The organism is Streptomyces cyanogenus, assembly GCF_017526105.1.
Classification (GTDB): Bacteria; Actinomycetota; Actinomycetes; order Streptomycetales; family Streptomycetaceae; genus Streptomyces; species Streptomyces cyanogenus.
Genome location: NZ_CP071839.1, coordinates 8,345,510 through 8,363,536 on the forward strand (window position 1 = coordinate 8,345,510; position 18,027 = coordinate 8,363,536).

14 protein-coding genes are annotated in these 18,027 nt (G+C 74.4%); 5 read left to right on the forward strand and 9 right to left on the reverse strand.

What is annotated here, in order from left to right:
• Window positions 1-9: 9 nt before the first annotated feature.
• The 4 genes from S1361_RS36850 to S1361_RS36865 are packed head-to-tail and all read left to right on the forward strand — an operon-like array spanning window position 10 to window position 10,050.
• On the forward strand, window positions 10-3,426 hold the full coding sequence (locus S1361_RS36850) for a DUF4132 domain-containing protein (RefSeq protein WP_243769437.1): 3,417 nt from the start codon (window positions 10-12) through the stop codon (window positions 3,424-3,426).
• The gene (locus S1361_RS36855) at window positions 3,423-4,520 is read left to right on the forward strand and encodes an ATP-binding protein (protein ID WP_208036154.1); all 1,098 of its coding nucleotides are present in this window, start codon (window positions 3,423-3,425) and stop codon (window positions 4,518-4,520) included. The genes S1361_RS36850 and S1361_RS36855 overlap by 4 nt, the downstream gene beginning before the upstream one ends.
• Window positions 4,520-8,098: a DUF5682 family protein gene (locus tag S1361_RS39650; RefSeq protein ID WP_243769438.1), complete on the forward strand. Its 3,579-nt coding sequence runs from the start codon at window positions 4,520-4,522 to the stop codon at window positions 8,096-8,098. The genes S1361_RS36855 and S1361_RS39650 overlap by 1 nt, the downstream gene beginning before the upstream one ends.
• Window positions 8,095-10,050, forward strand: coding sequence for a hypothetical protein (locus tag S1361_RS36865; RefSeq protein WP_208036155.1), 1,956 nt, complete (start codon window positions 8,095-8,097; stop codon window positions 10,048-10,050). Before S1361_RS39650 ends, S1361_RS36865 begins: the two co-directional genes overlap by 4 nt.
• Window positions 10,051-10,056: 6 nt before the next feature.
• Here the strand turns inward: S1361_RS36865 and S1361_RS36870 are convergent, their stop codons facing one another.
• The 3 genes from S1361_RS36870 to S1361_RS36880 form a co-directional block, all read right to left on the reverse strand.
• Window positions 10,057-10,482: a pyridoxamine 5'-phosphate oxidase family protein gene (locus S1361_RS36870; protein WP_208036156.1), complete on the reverse strand. Its 426-nt coding sequence runs from the start codon at window positions 10,480-10,482 to the stop codon at window positions 10,057-10,059.
• Window positions 10,483-10,521: 39 nt separating this feature from the next.
• Window positions 10,522-10,737, reverse strand: a complete 216-nt coding sequence (locus tag S1361_RS36875; protein ID WP_208036157.1) for a hypothetical protein — start codon at window positions 10,735-10,737, stop codon at window positions 10,522-10,524.
• 174 nt (window positions 10,738-10,911) lie between these two features.
• Complete coding sequence (locus tag S1361_RS36880; RefSeq protein ID WP_208036158.1) at window positions 10,912-12,429, reverse strand: MFS transporter; 1,518 nt, start codon at window positions 12,427-12,429, stop codon at window positions 10,912-10,914.
• Window positions 12,430-12,587: 158 nt separating this feature from the next.
• On the opposite strand from S1361_RS36880, the gene S1361_RS36885 reads away from it, so the two are divergent.
• Window positions 12,588-12,836 (forward strand): hypothetical protein, encoded by a 249-nt coding sequence (locus tag S1361_RS36885; protein WP_208036159.1) that lies wholly within the window; start codon window positions 12,588-12,590, stop codon window positions 12,834-12,836.
• 40 nt (window positions 12,837-12,876) lie between these two features.
• On the opposite strand, the gene S1361_RS36890 is transcribed toward S1361_RS36885, so the two are convergent.
• From S1361_RS36890 to S1361_RS36915, 6 genes are all read right to left on the reverse strand, one after another.
• Entirely contained in the window at window positions 12,877-13,668 is a 792-nt protein-coding gene (locus S1361_RS36890) for a LamG domain-containing protein (protein WP_208036160.1), read from the reverse strand.
• A gap of 151 nt (window positions 13,669-13,819) precedes the next feature.
• Window positions 13,820-15,229 carry an FAD-dependent oxidoreductase gene (locus S1361_RS36895; RefSeq protein WP_425087886.1) on the reverse strand — a complete coding sequence of 470 codons (1,410 nt, stop codon included), beginning with the start codon at window positions 15,227-15,229 and terminating at the stop codon, window positions 13,820-13,822.
• A 34-nt stretch (window positions 15,230-15,263) separates the two neighbouring features.
• On the reverse strand, window positions 15,264-16,436 hold the full coding sequence (locus S1361_RS36900; RefSeq protein ID WP_208036161.1) for a polysaccharide pyruvyl transferase family protein: 1,173 nt from the start codon (window positions 16,434-16,436) through the stop codon (window positions 15,264-15,266).
• 83 nt (window positions 16,437-16,519) lie between these two features.
• On the reverse strand, window positions 16,520-17,245 hold the full coding sequence (locus tag S1361_RS36905) for an alpha/beta fold hydrolase (protein ID WP_208036162.1): 726 nt from the start codon (window positions 17,243-17,245) through the stop codon (window positions 16,520-16,522).
• Between the two features lie 16 nt (window positions 17,246-17,261).
• Window positions 17,262-17,435, reverse strand: a complete 174-nt coding sequence (locus tag S1361_RS36910) for a hypothetical protein (RefSeq protein ID WP_208036163.1) — start codon at window positions 17,433-17,435, stop codon at window positions 17,262-17,264.
• A gap of 25 nt (window positions 17,436-17,460) precedes the next feature.
• Window positions 17,461-17,817, reverse strand: coding sequence for a PRC-barrel domain-containing protein (locus S1361_RS36915; RefSeq protein ID WP_208036164.1), 357 nt, complete (start codon window positions 17,815-17,817; stop codon window positions 17,461-17,463).
• Window positions 17,818-18,027 lie beyond the last annotated feature (210 nt).

Consider the following 18,027-nt stretch of genomic DNA (forward strand, 5'->3'; position numbering starts at 1 on the left):
GGAGGGGCTGTGCGGCGCACGGAGTCGGTCGGGGAGGGCCCGGCGAAGGGGGAGGCCGAGGGGAAGGCTGCCGCGCTCGCCGGAGCAGCGGCGGTGGCGGACGGGCCGGTTGTGCTGCCCGACGAGGAGACGTTCCGGATGCCGGCCGCCTGGCGGCGGCTGGCGCATCCGCGGCGGGGCGGGACCGAGCGGAGCGTCGCCGGGCTGCACGCCGAGGCCGAGCAGCGGACGGCGTCCCGGCTGCACGAGGAGGCCGACTGGGTCGAGGCGATGCTGTCCGCCCCCAAGAGCGACCCGCGGATCGTCCAGGCCACTCGGGACCACCTGAGCGGCCGTCACAACCCGCTGGGTGCCGCGGTGATCGCGTCGCTGACCTACCACTGGCAGTTCCCGGACGGCATCTACGTCGACGCCTGGGTCCGCGCGCACGGCCTGGCGTTCGCCGCGCAGGCGGTGGTGGAGTACTTCGACGTCGAGCCGCACTACTACCAGAGCGGCAGCCACCGGCACGACCCCTGGCTCGGCTTCCGTCCCGGCGCGGCCACGGGCAGCGTGTGGGCGTGGGCGAAGTTCGCCGACCGCGTGCGCTCCCTGCTGTGCGTGGCCGACGAGGACACCTACCGGGAGACGGTCGCCGCACTGGCCGGCTGCCGCACCGGCGTACGCCGCCGTATCGTCGTGTCCTACCTGCTGCCGGCCGAGCAGCAGTGGGTCGACGAGTGCTGCGTCGACGTACCGCAGGCCGACGAGACGCTGCGCGCGATGCTGCTGTGCTCGCTGAACTCCCCCGAGCAGCTGAAGCACTTCGGCCGCCGGCCAGGCCTGTGCTGGAACGGCTGGACTACGGCGCTCGTCGCCACCCTCGCCGAGGGCACCGGCAAGGCCTTCGCCCCGCTCCTCGAGGAGGCCCTCGACCGGGCCTACAACTCCGAGCAGACCCGGGCCTTCGCGAGCATCCTGGTCGAACTGCCGTCGGACGAGGCATTCCGTCTTCTCCTGGACCGCGCCGGCGACAAACACGTCCGCCCCCACCTGCTGGAGGCCATGCGCCGGTACCCGGTGCGCGCCCTGCGCCTGCTGGGCGCCGAGGCGACCGGCGCCGGGCAGAACGCGTCGCTGGCCGGTCAGCTGCTCGTCGCGCACGTCCTCGGGCACACCGGCATCACCGCGGCCGTGCTGCCCGACCTGCCCGCCGAGGTCGCCGCTCTCGTGGCACCCCACCTCGACCGCACCGACCGGCTGGCCGAGGCCCCGGCCGAGGCGCTGCCCGCACTGCTGGTCAGCCCGCCGTGGGTCGGCAAGCGCAAGGCCCGGAAGACGCGTGTCGCCGCCGAGACACCCGCGGCACCCGAACCACAGGTGGCGTGGCAGCCGGACGAGCAGGAGGCCTGGGCCAAGGCCGACACCTGGTACGCGAGATGGCGCGCCGGCTACGACTGGTCCCGTGAGATCGAGCACCTCCAGCAAACCGGGCAGCTGAGGAGCTTCCAGAACGTGCGCCTGTTCGTCGACGGCCCCGAGGACGTCGTACGACCGCTGCTGGCCGACTGCGCCCCCGAGGGCTACTGGGACGGCGAGGCAGCCCTGAAGCCGGTCGCCGCCCGCCACTCCCTGGCCGCCCTGCCGCTGATGCGGCGTGCCGCGGCCCGGCACCCGAGCACCCTGGCCACGCTGGTGCTGCCGTACCGGGACGTGGAGGTCGCCGGGCTGGTGTGCGACTGGCTGGCCCGGCTGAAGTCCGCCGACGCCACCGCCCGCGCCTGGCTGGCCCGGCACGGCCTGGACGCGGTGCCCTTCCTCGTCCCGCACGCGGTGGGGCCGGCCGGCACGGTCCGGCGCGGCGCGGAGAAGGCGCTGCGGCTGCTGGCGGAGGCCCACGGCGATACGGCGGTCTTGGCGGCCGTCGCCGGGTGCGGTCCGGAGGCCGCGGGCATCGTCGAGGAGACGCTGGCCGTCGACCCGCTGGTCAGCGCGCTGCCCGCCCGCGTGCCGACGGTGGGCGCCTGGGCGGACCCGGCGCTGCTGCCGCAGATCCTGCTCCGCGAGGGCGGCGCCCTGCCCGCCGACGCGGTCCGCAACGTCCTGATGCTCCTGGCGCTGTCCAAGCCCGGCGAGGTCTACCCGGGCCTGGAGGTCCTGACCGCGCACTGCACCGCCGACTCCCTCGCCGGTTTCGCGTGGGGCCTGTTCGAGCAGTGGCGGCTCGTCGGAATGCCGCCGAAGGAGAGCTGGGCGCTGCACGCGCTCGGCTGGCTCGGCGACGACGACACCGTACGCAGGCTCACGCCGATCGTGCGGGCCTGGCCCGGCGAGGGCGGCCACCACCGTGCCGTGGAGGGCCTGACCGTCCTCGCGACCATCGGCACCGACGTGGCCCTGATGCACCTGCACGGCATCGCCCAGCGGGTGCCGTTCAAGGCGCTCAAGCAGCGCGCCCAGGAGAAGATCGCCGAGGTCGCCGAGGGCCTGGGACTCACCGGCGAGCAGCTGGGGGACCGGCTCGTGCCCGACCTCGGCCTCGAAACGGACGGCAGCACGGTCATCGACTACGGCCCCCGGCAGTTCACCGTGGGCTTCGACGAGCAGCTGCGCCCCTACATCCGGGACGCCGACGGCAAGCAGCGCAAGGCACTGCCCGCGCCCGGCGTCAAGGACGACCCGGAGCTGGCCCCGGCCGAACGCAAGCGGTTCGCCGCGCTGAAGAAGGACGTCCGCACCATCGCCGGCGACCAGGTGCGGCGCCTGGAGGCGGCGATGGTCGCGCAGCGCACCTGGACGGCCGCGGAGTTCCGGGAGCTGTTCGTCGCCCACCCGCTGGTGTGGCACCTGGTCCGCCGCCTGGTCTGGATCGGCGACAGCGGCGGGGTGGCGACGGCCTTCCGGGTGGCGGAGGACCGCACCTTCGCCGACGTGGACGACGACGAGCTGACGCTGCCCGACGAGGCGACGGTGCGCGTGGCGCACCCGCTGCACCTGGGGGATGATCTCGCCGCGTGGTCGGAGCTGTTCGCCGACTACGAGATCCTCCAGCCGTTCGCGCAGCTGGGCCGGGCCGTGCACACGCTGACCGAGGAGGAGGCCGCCGGGCACCGGCTGACCCGGTTCGAGGGCGCGCGGGTGCCGGTCGGCAAGCTGCTCGGCCTCACCAAGCGGGGCTGGGAGCGCGGCGAACCGCAGGACGCGGGCGTGGAACGCTGGTTCCACCGGCGCACCGACAACGACCGCTACCTGGTCATCGGGCTCGACGAGGGCATCGCCGTCGGCGCGCTGGACGTGTTCCCCGACCAGACCTTCGAGAACGTCTGGCTCGACTCCGCCCCGGGCGACTACTGGCACAGCCGCGACTACCCCCTGCGTTTCGGCGACCTGGACCCTGTCATCGCCTCCGAGATCCTCGCCGACCTCACCGAGGTGACCGCGAAGTGACCGCCACTGTCGAAGAGGCCGGCGAGGCGCTGCTCCAGCGCCCGCCCGCCGAGGTCCGGTACGCCGGTGAACTGGCCGCCCTGCGCGCCGCGGACGAGGATCCCCGCCCGCCGGGCTGGCAGCTGAGCCTGCGGGCGGCCCGCCGCTTCATCGTCGGCGACGAACCGGCGGGCATCAGCCGCAAGTTCGTCGGCAACGTCTCCCTGGTCGAGCGCGCCCTGGTGACGCTGGCCACCAACCGCGGCCTGATGCTCGTGGGCGAGCCCGGCACCGCCAAGTCGCTGCTGTCGGAACTGATCGCGGCGGCCGTCAGCGGCAGCAGCGCGCTCACCGTTCAGGGCGGCGCGGCCACCACCGAGGACCAGATCAAGTACTCCTGGAACTACGCGCTGCTGGTCTCCGAGGGCCCCTCCACCCGCTCCCTGGTGCCCGCGCCGATGCTGCGCGGCATGGCCGAGGGGCGGATCGTACGGTTCGAGGAGATCACCCGCTGCCCGCTGGAGGTACAGGACTGCCTGCTGTCCCTGCTCTCCGACCGGGTCATCACCATTCCCGAACTGGACGGGCCCAACGGCCTGGTCTTCGCCCGGCAGGGCTTCAACGTCATCGCCACCGCCAACACCCGCGACCGGGGCGTCAACGAGATGAGCGCCGCCCTCAAACGACGCTTCAACTTCGAGACGGTGCTGCCCATCGCCGACTTCGAGACCGAACTGGGCCTGGTGGAGGCCGAGGCCGCCGCGCTGCTGCGGCAGTCCGGGGTGGAGCCGCCGCCGCGCCGGGACGTGCTGGAGGTACTGGTCGGCACCTTCCGTGAGCTACGGGGCACCGCGGCGCGGGGCGAGCGGATGTCGACGGTGATGAGCACCGCGGAGGCCGTGTCCGTGGCCCACGCGGTGGGGGTGCGGGCCTGGTTCCTGCGCGGCGAGCCGGGCAGCGCCGCCGACGTGGTGGCCGGCCTGGCGGGTACGGCCGCCAAGGACAGCCCCGAGGACCTCGCCCGGCTGCGCCGCTTCCTGGAGCAGGAGGCACCCCGCCGGCCCGGACCGCAGTGGCAGGCCCTGTACGAGGCCCGCCACCTCCTGGCCGGCTGATGCCGGCCCCGGCTGCGCCCGCCGTCTTCCTCGGCGTGCGCCACCACTCCCCGGCCTGCGCGCGTCTGGTCGCCGACACCATCCGGACGCTGCGGCCGGCGTGCGTGCTGGTGGAGGGCCCGGCGGACATGAACGCCCGGATGGACGAGCTGCTGCTCGGGCACACGCTGCCCGTCGCCGTGTTCAGCCACTACCGCGACGACCAGCGCGTCGCCACGTCCTGGACGCCGCTGTGCGACTACTCCCCGGAGTGGATCGCGCTGCGCGAGGGCCGGGCGGCCGGTGCCGAGGTGCGGTTCATCGACCTGCCCGCCTGGCACCCGGCCGTCGCCGGCCACCCCGACCGGTACGCCAACCGCTACGCGGACGCGGAGGCACGGTACGCCGAGGCCACACGCCGGTTGTGCGAGCACTTCGCGGTGGACTCCCCGGACGCCTTGTGGGACGGGCTGTTCGAAGTCACCGAGCCGGGTACCGGCCCGCAGGAGCTGCGCGCCCGGCTCGACGCCTACTTCGAGCTGGTGCGCGGCGATGCGGACGCGGACTCCGGGGACCAGGCGCGCGAGGAGTACATGGCCTCCTGGGTGCGGGCCGCGCTGGCCCGCGCCGGCGACCGCCCGGTGCTGGTGGTCACCGGCGGCTTCCACCAGCCGGCCCTGCGCGCACTGTCCGCACGGCACGCGGCCGCCGCGGCCCCGGCCGACTGGCCCGCGGTGCCCGAGCCGCCCCAGGGTGCGCTCGGCGGCAGCTTCCTGGTGCCGTACTCCTTCCGGCAGCTGGACGCCTTCGCCGGATACCAGTCCGGCATGCCCTCGCCCGGCTACTACCAGCGGCTGTGGGAGAGGGGCCCGGAGGCTGCCGGGCAGGGCCTGCTGCGCGCGGTCACCGAGCGGCTGCGGGCCCGCGGGATCCCGCTGTCCACCGCCGACCTGATCGCCGCCCGCTCGCTGTCCCAGGGGCTGGCCCGACTGCGCGGCCACCCGTGCGAGACGAGGGTGGACGTCCTCGACGGCCTGGCCGGCGCGCTGATCACCGACGACCTGGACCGGCCGCTGCCGTGGACGACGCGCGGCACCCTCGGCGCGGGCACCCACCCGGTCGTGGTGGAGATGGTCGCCGCCTGCACCGGCGAGGCCGTGGGCCGGCTGCACCCGGACACTCCGCTGCCCCCGCTGGTGCACGACGCGGCCGCCCACCTCGCCCACCTGGGGCTGGCCGACGTCACCACGCCGGTCACCCTCGACCTGACGAAGGAACGGGACCTGTCCCGCAGCCGCGCCCTGCACCGGCTGCGCGTCCTGGACGTCCCGGGCTTCACCCGGGTCTCGGGACCGGCCCACGGGGTCGACCCGGTGTTCACCGAGGTGTGGGAGCCCCGCCCCGCAGCGGCCGGCCGGGAGGCCGCACTGATCGAGGCCGGTGCCTACGGCGCACGCCTGGACGAGGCGGCCGCGGCGCTGCTCGGCAAGCGGACGCGCGCGGCGGGCCCGGAACTCGGAGCGCTGGCCGGGCTGCTGTTCGACACCGTGCTGTGCGGCACCGGGCCGCTCTGCGCCGACCTGCTGACCGCGCTCGCGGACCAGGTGGGGCAGGCCGGCGACCTCGGCCCGCTCGGCGAGGTGCTGTCGGCGGCGCTGGGCCTTTGGCGACACGACCGGGTGTTCGGCGTGGCCCGGGACGGGTTGCTGGGAGCGGTCGTGGGCAGTGCCGCCGACCGGGTGTTCCGGCTGGCGGAGGGGCTCCACGGCGGCCCCGGGGCGGACCTGGCCGCGCTGCGCGCGCTGGCGGCCGCGCGGGACGCGCTGCGGCACGCGCCCGCCCTGCTGTCGGTCACCCCTGAAGCCGCCGCCGAGGCCGCCGCCCGGATCAGCCGTGACCCGCGCGCCCCGGCCGCGCTGCGCGGAGCCGCCTTCGGCCTGCGCTGGGCGCTGGGCGTCCCGGACGACCCCGGGCCCGTGGTGCAGGCGCTCGCCGCGGCCGCGGTGGACACCCTCGGCGACTGGCTGACCGGCCTGTTCGCGGTGGCCCGCGAGGAGGTGGCCCACGGCACCACGACCGAGGACGACTCGCTGATCGACATCGTGGACGGAGTCGTGTCGGCGCTGCCCGAGGCCGGCTTCCTCGGGGGACTGCCCGCGCTGCGCCAGGCCTTCTCCTTCTTCCCGCCCCGCGAACGCGAGCGCATCGCCGAGCGCCTGCTGCACCGCCGCAGCCTGCGCGGCTCGGCCCGCTCCCTGCTGCGCACCCCCGCCGACCCCTTGCTGCTGGCCCGCGCCAGGGCCCTGGAGGAGAACGTGACCCGACTGCTCGACCGCCACGGCCTGGCGGCGGCACCCGTGCCCGGCGCGGTGTCCGCCCCCCCGCCCGGAGGCGCACGGATGAACCCCGCACCGCCCGACCCGCCCCCGGCGCCAACGGCCACGCCGCCGGCCCCCGACCCGGGGCTGGAGCGCTGGCGGCTCATTCTCGGTGCCCCCGCCGAACGCTGCACCGGTCCGCTGCACGGCACGTCCGCGGCCCGGGACGCCGCGCTGGACTGGCTGTACGGCCGCGATGACGACCTGCGCCGACGCGGGGTGCGCCGCGGGGCGGCCGACTCCCGCGAGGGCGGCAGCGGACCGTCCCGGCTGACCCCCGTGGACTGGCTCGACGACATCCACCGGCTGTTCCCGAAGGAGACCGTGGAGCGGCTGGAACGCGACGCGGTGGAGCAGTACGAGATCCACGAGATCGTCACCGACCCGGACGTCCTCGCCCGCGTCGAGCCCAGCCAGACCCTGCTGCGCGCCGTCCTGCGCACCAAGCACCTGATGAACCCCCAGGTGCTGGCGGCGGCCCGCCGGATCGTCGAAACGGTCGTACGGCAGTTGATGGAACGGCTCCAGCCGGAGGTGCGCCGGGCGTTCACCGGCTCCCGCACCCGCCGCCCCAGCCGGCTCCCGCTCGCCCGCGACTTCGACTTCCGCACCACCATCCGCGCCAACCTCGCCCACTACCAGCCCGAAGAACGCCGCATCCTCATCCAGCGGCCCCGCTTCCACTCGCGCACCCGCCGCCACCTGGAGCAGTGGCAACTGGTGCTGCTGGTGGACCAGTCGGGCTCCATGGCCGGCTCGGTGATCCACTCGGCGGTCACGGCCGCCTGCCTGTGGAGCCTGCCGGGCCTGAAAACCCATCTGGTCGCCTTCGACACCGCGGTGGTGGACCTGACCTCCGAGGTCACGGACCCGGTGGAACTGCTGATGCGCGTCCAGCTCGGCGGCGGCACCGACATCGCCCGCGCCGTCGACTACGGCGCCTCGCTCGTGGAGAACCCACGGCGGACGATCGTCGCCCTCGTCTCCGACTTCTACGAGGGCGGCGACCCGTTCCGCCTGGTCCGCACCGTGCGTCACCTGGTCGAACAGGGCACGACCGTGCTGTGCCTGGCCGCCCTGGACGAGGCCGCCGATCCCGTCTACGACCGCGACCTGGCCGGACGGCTGGCCGCGGTGGGTGCCCCGGTGGGAGCGATGACACCGGGCCGTCTCGCCGAGTTCGTCGCGGAACGGATCGGCCGTGGAGGGCAGGCCCGGTGACCCGCTCCGACCTGCTGGCCCTGACACCCGGCACGCTCGCCTCGCTCGCCAACCGGGGCCTGGTCAAGCGCGCCGAAAAAGACCTGGCGGCCGGCTCCGGACCGGTGGTGACCACCGGCGACGACGGCACCGTACGCGGTACCTTCCCGGACGGCACCGAGACCGTGCTCCCCCCGGGCCGCGGCCTGGACGCGGCCGACTGCACCTGCGCCGCGGCCGGCATGTGCCGGCACCGGATCGCCCTGGTGCTGGCCTACCAGAGCGGCGCGCCGGAACAGGCGCCGGCGGCCCAGGAGCCGCTGGTCGACTGGTCGCCCGGCGAGTTCGACGACGACGCGCTGGCCGCCGCGCTGGGCCGCACCTCCCTGACCGCCGCGCACCGCGTCCGCGCCCGCGGCTACACGGCCCGCGTGCACCGCCCGGCCACCGACGACCCGGCGCCCCGCGTGGAACTGCCCACCTGCACCGTTCGTTTCCCGGTCCCGCACGCGCTGGGCTACGCCCTCACCGACGCGGCCGCCGCACTGCGCGGCGAGGTCATCACCCTCGCGGTGTGGGCCTTCCGCGCCGCGGACGCCGAGCGGGCGACCGAGGTGTCCGTCGGCGGCCGTACGAGCACGCCCACCGCCGCCGCGGGCGAGGCGCTGCGCGAGGCCGTGGCGCTCGCCGACGAACTCCTCCTGGACGGCGTACCGCAAGCGGGCCCGGTGTTCGCCGGCTCCCTCCGCCGCGCCGCCCGGGCCCTGACCGCCACCTCCCGGCACTGGCCCGCGGGCGCGGTCGCCGATCTACGGGAACAACTCGACGCGTACACAGCCCGCGCCACCCGCTACACCCCGGAACGCCTCGCCGAACTCCTCGCCGAACTCCACGCCCGGCACCGCGCCGCCGGCCACGACCCGGCCGGCGTACTGGGCACCGCGGAGGCCCCGGTGACACCGCTGCGGCGGGTACGGCTGGTGGCGCTCGGCTGCCGGATCGGCGGCACCGCCCGGGACCGTACGGCCGAGACGTACTTCGCGCACGCCGACGCCGGCATCGCCCTCGTCCTGCGCACCCGATGGGACCTGACGGAAGATCAGTGCCCCACGGGCCACGACCTGTCCCGGCGCCGCCTGCTCGGCTCCCCGCTGCACGCGCTGGCCACCGCGAACGTCGTCAGCGAACACACCGCGCGCGCCGCCGACCGCACGGTCACCCTCTCCCGCGGCCGCATCGCCGCGACGAGCATCACGCCGGTCGGCTCGGCCTGGACGGAACTCCCCCAGGCCCTGCTGGTACGGGACACCGCCGCACACCTGCGGGCGGCCGGCGAGCGCCCGCCGCGCCTGATCCGCCCGCGCGTCGCGGCGGACGCCGTACGAGTGATCATGGTGGACGCCGTCGAGGGGATCGGCTACGACCCCGCCGCGCAACGCCTCGAAGCGGTGCTCCGCGACCCGGCGGGCAACGGCGTCCACCTCCATGCCGAGTACAACCCGCTGTGCCCCGGCGGCCTCGACGCGCTGGCCGCGGCCCTGGCCGACGACGGGATCCGCGCCGTCAGCGGCATGCTGGGCCGGGCCCGCGGCCGTGCCGTGCTGGACCCGCTCGCCGTGCTGACCGCCGAGGGCGTGACCGTCCCCGACCTGGCCCCCGGCGCCGGTGACAGCACGCTCGGAGCGACCGCGCGCCACCGGCACGACCCGATCACCGCGGCCCTTCGGACAGCGCTCACGGCCCTGGCGGACGCGGCCCACCAGGGCCTGCGCCACGTGACCCCGACGACCCGCACCGCCCTCACCGACAGCGCCGACCGCCTGCGCCGCACCGGGCTGAACGGCGCGGCACGTCTCCTGGACGACCTGACCCGAACCCTGCACGACCGGGGCGCCCACGCCGCCGTCCCGCACTGGGTGACGGCCCACATCCATCTGACGACCAGCCTGGACCTGCACCAGGAGGACGGCTGACGGCCCTCAGAACGCACCCAGGTCCGCGGCGACCCAGTGCTCCGGCCGCATGTGGACGAGGAAGTGCTCGCCGAGGTGCGCCCGGTCGTACTCCACGAACGCGGCGACCTTCTCTTCCGGGAGGTAGCGCGCGGCCATCTCCCAGGACCGTTCGGGGCTGTCCGGCGACGTCCTGGTGACCGGGCCCTCCACCCACACATAGCGCACGGAGGGCTGCGTCCGCTGCACCATGAGGCTGAAGCGCCCCGCGGAGAGCATCGCCCGGGCCTTGCGTGAATCGGGCCCGGTGCGCACCCACAGCTCGCCGCCCGGCGTGTACTGGTACCAGATGGGAACCGTCAGCGGCGCGCGGTCCGGCCGTTCGACGACCGACAGGGCGCCTGTGTGAGGCTCCGCCAGGAACTCTTCGCGTTCTTCTGAGGAGAGTGTCACGGGACCGAGCCTAGCGCCCGCCGTCCCCCGGACGCCGTGTCATCCGGTTCCGCGGTCCAGGACGCGGCGGGCCGCCTCGGCCTCCGCCGCCGGCGGGGACAACTCGTCGAGGGTGTCGAGTTCGTCGTCCGCTTCCAGTTCCCGCTCCCAGGCCGCGGCGAGCTGTTCCTGCTCCTCGCGCGGCTTCGCGCCGATGGACTCCCGGTGGTCGGGGTCCAGCGCCGCCAGGAATCGTTCGACGGGATCCTTCGGCATGCAGTGCTCCTTGTCGCCGGTCGCGGTGCCGCTCCCGGCCCAGCATGGCCAACCACGCCCGCACCCGCCGCCCGACACGGCCCCGCGCCACCCTGATGGACCTGGAGGGCAGCGCAGCGAGCGCGCGCGCCGCGGCGACGGGAGCCGCACACGCCTCGGACGCCCCGGCCCCCGTCAGGTCTGCCGGGCGTGCACCGGGTCGTTGGCGACCTCCTCCGGACACGTGCGCCGGGACCGGCTCGCGCGCCGGTCGCGCCGCCAGTCGGCCGTCGCGAGCGCCAGGGACGCCACCATGCCGACGAGGGCGGCGCCCAGCGCGGTGACGAGCGCGCCGCGATAGTCGTGGCTCCTGCCGAGCACGAGGTAGAAGAGGCCGGGCAGGGCGGCTGTCCCCAGCGCGGCGCCCAGCCGCTGCCCGGTCTGCAGGGCACCGCCCGCCGCGCCCGCCATGCGCACGGGTACGTCCCGCAGGGTCATCGTGATGTTGGGCGAGACCACGAAGCCACCGCCGATGCCGCCGAGGAACAGGACCGGAGCGGCGAGCCAGGGCGCCATGTGCAGCGGTGCGAAACGGAGCAGCAGCGCGGTGCCGCCCAGGCCGGCGATCACGCCCGCGAGACCGCACACGGTGAGCAGGCGCCCGAACCGTTCCACCAGCCGGCCCGCGACCACGGCCGCGCTCGCCGAGCCCAGCGCGAAGGGGGTCACGGCGAGGCCGGACCGGAGCGGGGAGAAGCCGAGGCCGCGCTGGTAGAAGAGGGCGAAGACCAGCCATACGCCGCTGAAACCGACGAAGTACAGCGTGCCGATGCCGGCGCCGACGGCGTAGCCGCGCACGGTGCTGAACAGGCGCGGGTCGAGCAGCGGCTGGGCACCCCGGGCGACGAGGCGGTGCTGCCACCAGGAGAAGACGGCGAGGACCGCGGCCCCGACCGGGAACAGCCACCACACCCGGCTCAGGCCGCCGGAGTCCGCCTGGACCAGCGGATACATCAGCGCCAGGACGCCCAGCCCGAGCAGCAGCACGCCGGCCACGTCCACGTGGCCCCGCTCGGAGCGCCGGGTGCGGGGGAGCAGCCGGCGGCCGAGCAGCACGGCCAGGATGCCGATGGGCACATTGACGTAGAAGATCCACCGCCAGCCCTGGGCGCCGGAGGCGAGGGCGAGGATGGCGCCGCCGGTGATCGGGCCTGCGGCGGAGGAGATGCCGACGGTGGCGCCGAAGAAGCCGAAGGCGCGACCGCGCTCGGCGCCGCGGAACATCTGCTGGATCAGTGCGGAGTTCTGGGGCGCCATGAAGCCCGCCGCCAGGCCCTGGGCGAGCCGGGCCACCACCAGTAGCGTGATGTCCGGGGCCGCTCCGCAGGCCGCGCTGCAGAGCACGAAGCCGCTCAGGGCCAGCAGGAAGATCCGGCGCCGGTTCAGGGCGTCACCGAGGCGGCCGGCGGTGACCAGGGCGAGCGCGAAGGTCAGGGCGTACCCGGAGACCACCCACTGCACCTGTGCGGGGGAGGCGTGCAGGTCGCGCTGGATGGTGGGCAGGGCGACGGCCACGATCGTCACGTCCAGCAGGCTCATGAAGCCGGCCACCAGGGTGACCCACAGGGCACGCCACCGCTGCGGATCCGGCTCGTACCCGTCTTCCCGAGCGCCCGGGTCCCGGCCGTCTGCCGCCGATGTCGACGCTCTCACCTGGACTCCTCTCCCCGGGGCCGCCACCCGGGCGGACCAAGTTCCCCCCACCCCGCACGGGCACACATCCGCGGCCGGCTCCCGCACATCCTCCCCGCCGTTTCCGCACCGGGCCCCCGGGAACCCGGGCCGGGCGACGAGTGGATCGGAGAACGGCCATGACGGAACACACCGACGAGCCTGCCGACCGGTACGCACGGGCCCGTGACGACGAGGAACCCGGAGCCCACTCGGGCGGCGAGAGCCAGGCCCGCGAGCGCACGATTCCGGGCACGGCGAGCGCGAAGGAGGGCTACCAGCCCGAGAGTGGCACGGTGGCCGGCGAGCCGCTGCGCGGCGTCCGCGCGGAGGAGCAGCAGGAGGAGGAGAGCCGGCAAGGCGGCGAGGACACCGGTTCCGGCGGGTAGCCGCCGACCGGACGTACGGCACTGCGTGCCGCGGACAGTTTCACGAGTCGGCCGACTGCCGCTCGCCGTCTCCGGTCGCGGGCGCCGTCTCGGCTCCGGCCGCAGCGCCGTGCGACGGTCCGGCCGCGGTCGGACGCCGTACCACCAGGCTTGCCACCTCGAACGACATCTCGGTCGTCCCGGGGTCGGGCGACGGGTGGTAACGGCCGGCGCTGACCGAGAGATTGACGATGAGATAGGCGTGCCAGGCGGGCCCCACGCCCCGTCCGTCGGCGAAGACCCGCACGCCGTTCAGCCACCAGACCACCGACCGCGCCCCGAAGTCGGTGCGCAGGTCCACCCAGGCGCCTGGCCGCACGGCGTCGTCCCGGAGGTAGCGGTTGCCGCGGCGCACATGGTTGGTGAACTCCAGCAGGTCCGGGTTGTCCGGGTGGTACTCGAAGACGTCGATCTCCTGGTCGCCGTCCCGCCAGGTCCAGATGGCCGGCCAGGCACCGACCTCCTCGGGCAGTCGTACGCGCGCCTGCAGCACGTCTCCCGATCGCACGGTGAACCCGCCCCGGCTGCCTTCGGTGGTCAGCAGCCCCGTGTTCCACAGTCCGTCCGGACGGCGGGTGGCCCGGAAGACGCCCGACCGGCTGTAGCGGGGGTCGGACACCAGGTGATCCAGTTTGTCGTCGCCCGGATTGACCGGTCCGCCTCCCGGATAGGCCCACGAGCGCCCCGCGACCCACTGGGTCTCGGAGGAGAAGTCCGCCGTGAACACCACGTCGGGCGGAGGGGGCGGCACGCGAGGACCCGGCAGGGGGCCACGGGATGTCGATTCGTCCATATCCGATGTCTCACCGGCTGGCGATCGGCCATGCGCCCGGGCGGCGAGCCGCCCGGGGGCACATCCGTTCGGCGCTTCCCCCCCGAGCCCGGGCCGGGACCCCTGCCGGCGACACGGATCTTCAGCCGCCGCACGTGCCGCACCTGCCGGATCAAAGCAAGCTGGCGCCCTGTGCCCGGAGTTCCCGCTGGACCGCGCTCACCGGGACGTCCCGTGGCTGCCGGCCCTGGGTCGCCGCGAGGGCCGCGCAGACGCCCGCCGCCTGCCCGGTGGCCATGGAGATCGGCATCACGCGGTACGAGGAGTGCGCCACGTGGTCCCCGGAGATGCAGCGGCCCGCGACGAGGACCCGCTCGACGCCCCGGGGGAGGAGGCAGCGCAGGGGGATGTCGTACGACTCCCCGCGCGGCAGGCGTTTCAGCGTGGTGCCGCGACCGCTCGGGTTGTGGATGTCCACCGGGTAGGCGCCGCGGGCGACGGCGTCCTCGAACCTGCGGGCCTTGAGCACGTCGTCGCCGGTCAGCTGGTATTCGCCCAGGATCCGGCGGGTCTCCCGCACGCCGACCTGGACACCGCTCTGGACGATGTAGGAGTCGGCGAAGCCCGGCACGCGGTCGTGCAGGAAACGGGCGATCTGCGCCATCTGGCGGTGGGCCGTGAACTCGGCGCGGGTGAGGTCCCAGACGCTGGTGCCGAGCACCTCGGTGACACGCGTCGAGTTGACCGCCACCTCACCGGCGTTCGGTGTGGCGAAGAACAGCACGTCCTCGCGCGGCAGGTCCAGCTCACCGGCGTCCGTGGCGGCCCGGACCAGGTCCCACAGCCCGTGCACACCCCTCCACTGGTCCGGGTGGGCGCGGGTGTAGGCGGCGAAGTCCTCCTGATCGAAGCGGACCATGCGGAACATCAGCGACATGGGCTGCGTCCAGCCGTCCTCCGGCCGGCCGATCTCGTACGAGGCTCCGGCCGCCGCCGCGATGTCGCCGTCCCCGGTGCAGTCCACGATCACGTCCGCGTCCATGACGAGCGGACCCGACTTCGTCTCGAACACCGCACGCGCGCGGTCGGGCAGGCTGAGGACGTCGGAGGCGAAGGCGTGCAGGAGCGTACGGACCTCGTGGCTCTCCAGCAGGTCGTACACCACCAGCTTGAACAGCTCCGGATCGAAGGGCACGGTGTAGCCGGTCTCCAGCGACGGCCGGATCGCCGCCCCCGCGCGTGCCAGCTGGTCGAGCAGCACCCACAGCACCCCGCCTACCACCGGCTCTCCCTCGCCGTGATCGGGCGGCAGCAGCCGGGTGGTGTCACCGGCCACGGCCTGCTTGACCTCGTTGTGGAAACTCATCAGCGGCATCACCAGCGCCGCGGTCGCGTTGCCGCCCAGGAACCCGTACCGCTCGACGAGAACGACCTCGGCGCCCGCGTTGGCGGCACCGAGGGCGGCGCCGATGCCGGCCGGCCCGCCGCCGATCACCAGCACCTGCGTGGATCCCGCGTGCAGCGCCTGACGTGGCGGAAGCTCCACCGTCCGGGGAACGCGGGGTGGCATCAGATACGACACGGTCACTTCCTCCGGGGTCCGGTGGCCGTCGGCGTCAGCCCACGGGGGAGGCGGGCACGGACGTGACGCCCTGCAGGACCCGCGATGCGGCCCCGCCGTCCAGATAGGCGAGGAGCCGCTCGGCGGTCTCCGCCGCCCGCAGCCGCATCGCCGCAGTACGCACGGCTGTCTCGGCCGCACGGGCGCGCCGCTCGTCCCACAGCCGGTCCACCTCCGCCAGCAGCAGCCCCGCCGTCTCCCTGACCACACCGTGCAGGGCCGGCGCGCCGATCTGCTGGGCGAAGTCGAAGACCTTGCCCGCGTACGGCAGCGGCAGCAGGGGGATCCCGGCGAGCGCGGCGAAGATCAGGAAGTGCAGCCTCATCCCGACGGCCAGGTCCAGCTGGCTGACGATGTCGAGGACCTGCTGCGGCCCGTGATCGCCGCGCAGCACCGTGCAGCGGTCCGCCTCCGCCATGCGCGACGCCACGGCGTGCGCGTGCCGGATGTCCCCGCGTTCCATGGAGACGAAGACGATGTGCGCGTCCAGCCGGTGCACGAGGAAGTCACCGACACTGGCGAGAAGCTGGTGGTACCCCTCCTCGTCCAGGTGCTCCGCCGCGCGCCCGGGCTCGCGCACGCTCATCCCCACCAGCCGCACCCGGCGCGGCACGGCCTCCGCCCGCAGCAGCGCCCCGCCGCGATCGCCGGGTACCAGCAGCAGCGCCGGATCGGCGGTGACGGTGATGGGCCGGGTCAGTCCGGCCTCTTCGAGCACGAGCTTCGACTCCTCGTCACGGACCGTCACCTCGACCGCGTCCGAGAGCACCGTACGCACCCACGCACAGTCCGCCTCGTCGGTGAGCGGACCGGCCCCCACGGCATAGGTGAACACGGGTACGCCCAGGTCCTGGGCGGTGCGGGCCGTCCGCAGATAGCGGCGCGCCTCGGTGTCGTAGAGGATCCCGCCGCCACCGAGCACCAGCACGTCCAGCCGCCGCAGGTGCGCGGAGATGCCCTCCCGGCAGACCCCCTCCCAGCGGACGACCTCGACCTCCGGGTGGACACTGCGTGTGTGCTCGGGATGGCGCGAGAAGATCACGAAGTCGGTGTCCGGCCGGCCGGCCCGGACCCGGTCCAGCAGGGCGGCCAGGATCGCCTCGTCGCCCACGTTCCGGCCCCCGTAGGACCCCAGTACACCTACGGTCGCACTGCCTGCGCCATCCATGACCGCGCTCCCTGCCGAGCCGACGCTTCGAGCATGTCTGTACCAGCTTGCAGGCTTCCGGTGGGAACGCGCGACCGCGTCGCTCAGGGGCCGCAGTCCCCGGCGGGAGCCGCGCGCCCCGCCGCCTCGCGCACGAGGATCTCCGCGAGTTCACGCGACCGGGTGAACATGGGCCAGTGACCGGTGTCCAGTTCGGCCAGCCGCCACCGTCCGCCGGTCAGCAGCCCGGCCACCTCGGAGTCGAGACCGGCGCCGTTGAGGAGGCATCTGACGTACGTCGTCGGGATCCGCGGGAGCGGGCGGGGCAGGAGCGCCGGCTCGGTCAGCGTGTCACCCGGATGCGGCGTCGAGCGGTCCATGATCCAGGTGATCTGCGCGTCGGTCAGGTCCTGGCCCGCGTAGCAGGCCCGGTCGGGCGGTGGCCAGAACCCGCCGTGCGCGCGGATCGCCGCTTCGACCGCTGCGCCGTTCGGCCACCGGTCCACGCACGACGCCCCGTCGGCCGGCACCGGCGCGTCCACGAGCACCAGGCGCACCAGCCGGTCGCCGATCATCCCGGCGGCATGAGCTGCGGGAACGCCGCCGTAACTGTGTCCGACGAGGACGACGTCCCGTACGCCGGGACGTGCCACCTCGCCGAGGATGTCACGCACGTGCGTCGACAGCCGGGCGGGCATGCCCCGCTTCTCGGCCAGCCCGGACAGGGTCAACGCCCGCACGGCATGGCCCGCGGCGCGCAGCTCCGGCACGACCGCGTCCCAGGCCCACGACCCGAGCCAGGCCCCTGCGACCAGCACACAACGCGCCACGGGGTGCGGAGGCTCGTCAGCGGACGATGCGGTGCTTCCGGCCTCCTCGGCGGAAGCGCACGGCGGCGTAGACGAGATCGACGACGAGCACGACGACGCCGATGACCAGCAGATAGAACAGACCGTGGACGGCGACGCCGATGATGCCCAGCACGACGGCCACGAGGATCAGGAACAGGAAAATACTCATCGGATCTCCCGTCGGCTTCGGTGGGTCAACGACGGCCCAGGCGCCGCTCCCCGCCGGAACCCGGGGTGTAGGTCAGCTCGTAGTGGGCGAAGACCGACGGCTCCTCGGCGGCGGACAGCTCCCCGTCGGGGTCGATCGCCGGTGCCTTCTTGACCCGGTCCTTGCTGTGGGCGACCTTCAGGTACCCCGGACCGACGGTCGCACCCGTGAGGGGCACGAAGACCAGCCGGCGTCGGGTGGGCAGGCCCACGATCACGGTGGCGAAGAAGGGCTGGTCGGTGGTGGTGTCCACGTAGACGGACTCCAGCGTGCCGATCTTGTGCCCGTCCGCGTCGACGACGTCGTGCCCTCGCCATTCGCGGATATCGGATGCCTCGAACATCACAACCTCCTCTGCGGGGGTACCCATGATCAGGCCGGCGATGTCACCTCCGCCATCGGACACCGTCCGACACGGTCCCGAGCGCGGAACGCTTCGTCCCGCGCCGCGGGGTGCGGGGTCTGCGTCCGCCGGTGATAACAGGAGCCGCCGGTCGCCGGGGTCACGTCGTGGCCGGTGGCGAGCCACACCTGTGTCCGGCGCCCGGCGGCC